Origin of the sequence: Haladaptatus sp. W1 (assembly GCF_001723155.1) — an archaeon.
In the GTDB taxonomy this organism is placed as follows: Archaea; Halobacteriota; Halobacteria; order Halobacteriales; family Haladaptataceae; genus Haladaptatus; species Haladaptatus paucihalophilus.
This window is the reverse complement of sequence record NZ_MEIH01000055.1, coordinates 1-4,411: the sequence shown is the minus strand read 5'-3', so window position 1 is coordinate 4,411 and position 4,411 is coordinate 1. Positions and strand designations below refer to the sequence as shown.

Genomic DNA, 4,411 nt, shown 5'->3' with positions numbered 1-4,411 from the left:
GGTTCGCACCGGTGAGTTCACCGAGCGAGGCCCCCTTGCCACCGACCAGTTCGAGGTCGTTTGCACTGATTTCGTCCAGCCAGAGTACAACCATTGCGTATGGGGGGAAACAAGCAGGTACATAAAGAATGTTCCGACCAGTTCGTCGTGGAAAAGTAACTCAGAACCGAATATACTCTGGAATCGGCATCAGGACGCTGGGGGCGATTTTCGTCATTCTACGAACAGGGGAAGTAGCTCATGGACGTCGGCACACGGACGGATTTCGAGGGTCGTTCTGTCGTAATCGATGAACCCGTAGTCCGCCAGCTTGGGAAGATGGTGGTGATGAAGCATCGACCGGACGAGGATTTCGTCCGTACCGGTCAATCGAGACGAAACGTGCGCTCCGAGTTCGTCTAACTCGATGGTGTCGGCGTCGCACTCGTGAAGGAACGATAGGACAGTTCGACGTTCCGGGCGTTGCAAAGCGTCGAAGACGTTCGACAGGTCGTGCGTGCTTGGTGCGGCTGTAGAAATTCCGGTTTCGATTGGCGTCTCGCTGTTAGTCATGGCTTCTCCGACCACCCGGACGGCAAGACGGACTGGATATATTGAACGTGTAGAACCGTCCGGATTGGTACACCATAGAAGACGGCGATTATACATAAATAACTTTCTGTGCCTCTGCATAACTTACAGCAATGATTTACGAGCCGATGCGTTGAGGGTCGTTCGAATCGTGGCTTCGGCGATGAAAGCGCGCACACGCGACGGCGAACGAATCGAGTGCGACGAGTTCGAGGAAGGGAGCGAGGGAATCATCCTCCGAGGACGCCACGCGGGCGTCGTGGGCTACGTCCCGTACGACATGCTGGCGTCCGTGACGCGAACCCGGACGCCCGTAGATTCGACCAGTTTGGCGAGCGTCGGCTACGACCCGGAGGAGGAGACGCTCGAGATCGAGTTCCACAGCGGCGGCGTGTATCGGTACGCCGACGTTCCCCAATCTGTGTATCAGGAACTCCTGAGCGCCCGCTCACACGGGTCGTACTTTCACGAAAACATCCGGGGAGCGTACGACTATCGTCGGGTTCGATAACGTCGTTCGCGTCCGTCGTCAGCACTCGATGATGTCGTCGTCCGCCGCGTCGGGGGCGACCAAACTGCCGTCCAGCGCGGTCGTCGCCCGACCGCCGACTCGCACGCCGGTTTCATTATCGACCCGCACGCGCACGTAGCCCGGTCGGTCAACGAAGTGGCCCTGCTCCAAGCGGAGTTCGTCCGGGAAATTCTCGGATTCGTCCTCGTTGTCGAAGGCGTCGTAGGTGTCCAGATACGCCGCGACCGACCCGCTCGCCGTACCCGTCACCGGGTCCTCCGGAATCCCCACCGCGGGGGCGAACATCCGCCCGTGAAGCGTCGAGTCCGCCTCGATGGCGTCGAACGTGAAGGCGTAGACGCCGAGCGCGCCGACCGCCTCGCCCAGCGCCTCGATGGCCTCCATGTCAGGGTCCGCGCCGCCGACGTGTTCGAGGAAGTTGACGGGGACGATGAGAATGGGAAGTCCCGTCGAGGAAACCGCCAGCGGGAGGTCCTCGCCCACATCGCGGAGCGCCGCCGGGTCGATGCCGAGCGCCGCACCCAGTTGTTCGTACTCGATATCGACGGGCTCGACTTCGGGGTCGTCTTGGGTCATCCAGACGGTTCCGTCCGCCTCAACGTCGATGTCCAGCACGCCGACGTTCGTTTCGAGCGCGTGCGTTCCCGGTTCGATGCGGTCGTCTTCGAGCAGGTGCACGTGTGAGGCTACCGTCGCGTGACCGCAGAGGTCGATTTCGGTGGTGGGCGTGAAGTACCGAACCCGACGGTCCGCGTCCTCGCTGTCGACAAAAAAGGCCGTCTCGCTCACCGAGAGTTCGCGGGCGATGGCCTGCATCTGGTCGGCCGTCAAATCGTCGGCGTCGGGGACCACACCGGCCGCGTTTCCGGCCAGCGGTTCGTCCGTGAACGCGTCCACGAGCAGCGTTCGACAGGTTTGCATACTGGGGCATGGTCCGACGGGGAGTTGAAGCCTCGGTTCTCGATGCCCGTAGAGTGCTCGGATTCTGGGGTTCCCTCCTGCCACACTACAGTTCTCGCTATAAATGGTGGTGGAATGATAAACACCCATTCCATTCGGTTCGTGATCGGGTAGCGGCGGTGAGCATGCTACTTCCGTTTTTCAGACGGTAGTAAACTCGGTCCATTGGTACGCGAAGAGTAAACTGGTCGGGAGCCATTTGTCTCACTGCTCCATGTTGCACTAAGCAGACGTGGACACACCAGCTATCAAGTGAAGAATAGCAGCTGAGAATATAGATATTCGTGCATTACTGATGAAATCAGATAGGCAACAAAGAGACTATTTCTAAGAGAGGAGATCCCTTCACAAAACTTATGCCTACAACTCACTGCATTGGGTTATGGAACGAAATGCGCTCACCTCTGCTCTCCTCGCATACACCGTCATTGCAGCGGGTGTAACGGTCGTCCCGCTCGCGTATGTCTATGGCCGCGCCATCGTCCTGATGTTAATTGTATCCCTGTTTGTATTCTCCCTTCTCCACGCACGGACTGGAAGCGGTCCAACCATGGCGATGGAAGGTGGTGGTGAAGGAAACGACTATATAGAAATGGATGCCGCACAATCACCGCAGTACACTGGATCCTCACTCCCCACGAACAATCGAGCGATCCTCACTTTCTACCTCCTCGGAATTGTCCTCTGGAGCTTCGCTGCAATTATCGTTGTCAGCTGAGAGACTGCTTGGGTTTCTCGTTGTGTTTTCCTCTTACTCGTTCTGCTAAGTTAGCACCACGGACAGCGCACAGATCGATTCAAGAGTCTCGTGGGTCGTCCACTGCCGCTTAGACTTTGAATGGGTGCTAGCCGAGATACTGCCACTACCTACTAAAGCCAATAGTAGCATCCACGTTGTGACTTTGATACTCTCAGTAATTAGTGGAGGTACTATTCTACTGATTGGAGTGGTTCCTTCGGCTTCACGAGACGGTCATGCACATACCGTACACCGACTCCAAGGATGAAGGCTGTTGTTCCGACGACAACGGTGTATAGCCCGACAGAAAGAAGAAGAGTGTTAATCGCACTGATTATCGTTGGCTCTCGACCGAGCGGAGCGTCTGTGAGTGCGAACGAAAACGCGAATGGAAGTAACCCTGATGCAGCAAGAAACCAACTTAGAAGGAATCCACTGTTAAGATAAGCGTTCACTGCCGCAGCACCAAACGTGACGATGACGAGTAGCTGGGAGTAATGGGTACTCGAAAGCCACTGGCCAGCAGGCGTGTAAGTAAGCACCGTAAACAAAATTGTGATAGCTAGTCCAACAACCAAGAAACTAATCGACATGCGGTAATTCCGACCAAAGATGGGCGTGTACAGACTAGTTTCTGCCATAGATACATGATTCTAATTCGAGATAATAAGCTTTCTCTGCCACTTAGGTGTTTGAAGGATCTCAAAATGCGCTATTAATGGTTAGCAGATTATACTAACTTGAGGGTCTTCGTTTCCGTCGAATTGGTCTGATCACGTCGGTATTGAGACCACCATATCTCATAGCGAACCTGCTCTGGACGTGTGTTCGGGTAATTCTCGTAATGTCAAGCATCTCTTTGACCTTATAGAAAGTACTTAGATAGTGAGACCATAGACGGCATATGCAACGTCGAAACGTACTTATCGCTATTGGGGGACTTTCTATGTCACTTGCCGGTTGTCTCAACCAAGCTTCGCCCTCCAACCATTCGTTAAACTCCTCAACGACGTCCTTAACGCGATCGAGCACCACTACCTCGCAGATAGATCTGCCGCCCTGCCCAAAGAAACCAGACTCACTTACGAAAGAAAAATGTTGCTCGATTCACCACGCGGTTCGAGGAAGCATATGCCGCTCGGGAAACCTTACCTGCGGATACTGACAATATCAAGGCTGTTCGCGTTTCAACTAATAAGGAGGACGCAAGGGTTACCCTCGCTGACGAGGGATGGCTGGTCCACTTCACCGCGATTGAGCCGACCTACACGTACCATTCCCCGACAGATAGTCCACACTACGATCCGGGGATGTACTTTGCGAGCTACTTTGTGAGCGATGAGACCGTGCTTCGAGCAAAGGGGACAGAGTATATCGACCCACGAAAGAACAAAAAGAGTCACTCCAGCGACCCCGTCTCCTGTCCACCGTAGCCAAATTACATACTACGTTAAGATTATTTCTTGTCCGAACAATTAGTGTCAGTCGTATACCTTACTGGTCCCAGTTTGCTCGTGACGAGTGATTCACATTCACCGTCAACAAAATGCCCGACGACAGAAGTATCTACTTTATTACCCAATAGACCGGAAAGCTTGACTTCGTAGAAG

The 4,411-nt window shown here is 54.5% G+C and carries 4 protein-coding genes; 2 read left to right on the top strand and 2 right to left on the bottom strand.

Annotated elements, in window-relative coordinates:
* Positions 1-213: 213 nt before the first annotated feature.
* A complete protein-coding gene (locus BG842_RS02960) occupies positions 214-552 on the bottom strand; it encodes a hypothetical protein (RefSeq protein ID WP_069449616.1) in 339 nt (112 codons plus the stop codon).
* 181 nt (positions 553-733) lie between these two features.
* Here BG842_RS02960 and BG842_RS02955 point away from each other — a divergent pair, with 181 nt between their 5' ends.
* Positions 734-1,081 carry a KTSC domain-containing protein gene (locus BG842_RS02955; RefSeq protein WP_083252410.1) on the top strand — a complete coding sequence of 116 codons (348 nt, stop codon included), beginning with the start codon at positions 734-736 and terminating at the stop codon, positions 1,079-1,081.
* 18 nt (positions 1,082-1,099) lie between these two features.
* Here BG842_RS02955 and BG842_RS02950 read toward each other — a convergent pair whose 3' ends face one another.
* Positions 1,100-2,023 carry a PhzF family phenazine biosynthesis protein gene (locus tag BG842_RS02950; protein WP_069449615.1) on the bottom strand — a complete coding sequence of 308 codons (924 nt, stop codon included), beginning with the start codon at positions 2,021-2,023 and terminating at the stop codon, positions 1,100-1,102.
* Positions 2,024-2,444: 421 nt separating this feature from the next.
* Between BG842_RS02950 and BG842_RS02945 the strand changes: the two genes are divergently transcribed.
* A complete protein-coding gene (locus tag BG842_RS02945) occupies positions 2,445-2,780 on the top strand; it encodes a hypothetical protein (protein WP_069449173.1) in 336 nt (111 codons plus the stop codon).
* Positions 2,781-4,411: the final 1,631 nt, after the last annotated feature.

Excerpts from the sequence above, each read along its gene's own strand:
- BG842_RS02950 (WP_069449615.1), bottom strand. The coding sequence starts at position 2,023 with ATGCAAACCTGTCGAACGCTGCTCGTGGACGCGTTCACGGACGAACCG.
- BG842_RS02955 (WP_083252410.1), top strand. The coding sequence starts at position 734 with ATGAAAGCGCGCACACGCGACGGCGAACGAATCGAGTGCGACGAGTTC.
- BG842_RS02960 (WP_069449616.1), bottom strand. The coding sequence starts at position 552 with ATGACTAACAGCGAGACGCCAATCGAAACCGGAATTTCTACAGCCGCA.
- BG842_RS02945 (WP_069449173.1), top strand. The coding sequence starts at position 2,445 with ATGGAACGAAATGCGCTCACCTCTGCTCTCCTCGCATACACCGTCATT.